Source organism: Pedobacter sp. 01T416_2, from assembly GCF_056398925.1.
On record NZ_JBFTQI010001188.1, the window covers coordinates 1 to 1137 of the forward strand.

The 1137-nt window shown below is 43.3% G+C and carries 1 protein-coding gene; it reads left to right on the forward strand.

All coding sequences use genetic code 11. From position 1 onward, the window contains the following. Nucleotides 1–302: 302 nt before the first annotated feature. The coding region (locus tag AC1DPQ_RS28440) for an esterase-like activity of phytase family protein (protein ID WP_477611671.1) at nucleotides 303–1137 on the forward strand (835 nt) is incomplete at its 3' end.

Below are 1137 nucleotides of genomic sequence, written 5' to 3' on the forward strand. Positions count from 1 at the left end.
CCCGTGCCGACGGGGATCTTAATGCAATAGTGCCTGGTCATGGCATTACGATTATTCATCAGTTTTCCTTTATTCAGAGGCATTCATGAGCACTCCGTGGTTCCCAATCAAGTTGGGAATGACGCCGGCATTTGAATTTACTAATAAGCTTAATGTCCTTAGCTTCTTAATGGTCGAAAGCAATTAAAATAAAAGTTGCTTTTTAAGATTGCATAACCTTATGGGAGAACTATTCTTGTTATTGCCTTAACACAGGCTTCATACCTGTATGCTTGCTTTGTTCTAAAAATATTCCTAATTAAATGAAAAAAGAATTACTCACTCTAATAGTAGCCATATCTATCGGTATGGTATCATGCAAGAAAAGTCACGAAGAAACCCCTTTAGAATTTAGCTATCCTGCCGTTGCAGAAGTTTCCGATCCTTCGGTGCTTTTCACAACTGCTGCTGGTGTAAAAGTGTACAACGGAGGTTTTGGATCAGCTGTTGCCGCCGACCCCAACTCGCCGGATGTTTTTTATATGCTAACCGATAGGGGTTCGAACGTTGCCGGACAGCTCGCAAACTCAATTATCATAGGAAAACCTGATTTTGATCCACAGATTGGGAAATTCAGGCTGAAAGATGGGAAATTGGTACTCGAACAAACCATCGAACTTAAAAATGCATCCGGTAATAAATTAAACGGACTTCCAAACCCTGCAGGAATGGGGGCTTCTGGTGAAACTGCTTACGACCTAAATGGACGGGTGATTGCGCCAAGTGCCGATGGAATCGACTCAGAAGGTTTGGTAAGGGCAGCTGACGGATCATTTTGGATCAGCGATGAATATGGCCCACACATTGCACACTTCGATGCAACTGGTAAAACAATAGAACGCATTAATCCATTCGGAACTGGAACCGGTGGACGCACTATTCCGGCTGTATTTGCCAATAGAAGAGCAAACCGTGGCATGGAAGGCTTGGCCATTACTCCAGATGGAAAAACGCTGGTAGGCATGATGCAGTCGCCAATGTACAATCCGTCTAAAGCTGCAGTTGCCAATTCGGTGGTATTAAGAATTTTGACTTTTGATATCGCAAGCGGAGCAACCAAGCAATACGCTTACCTGATGGATAACACTACTTTAACAG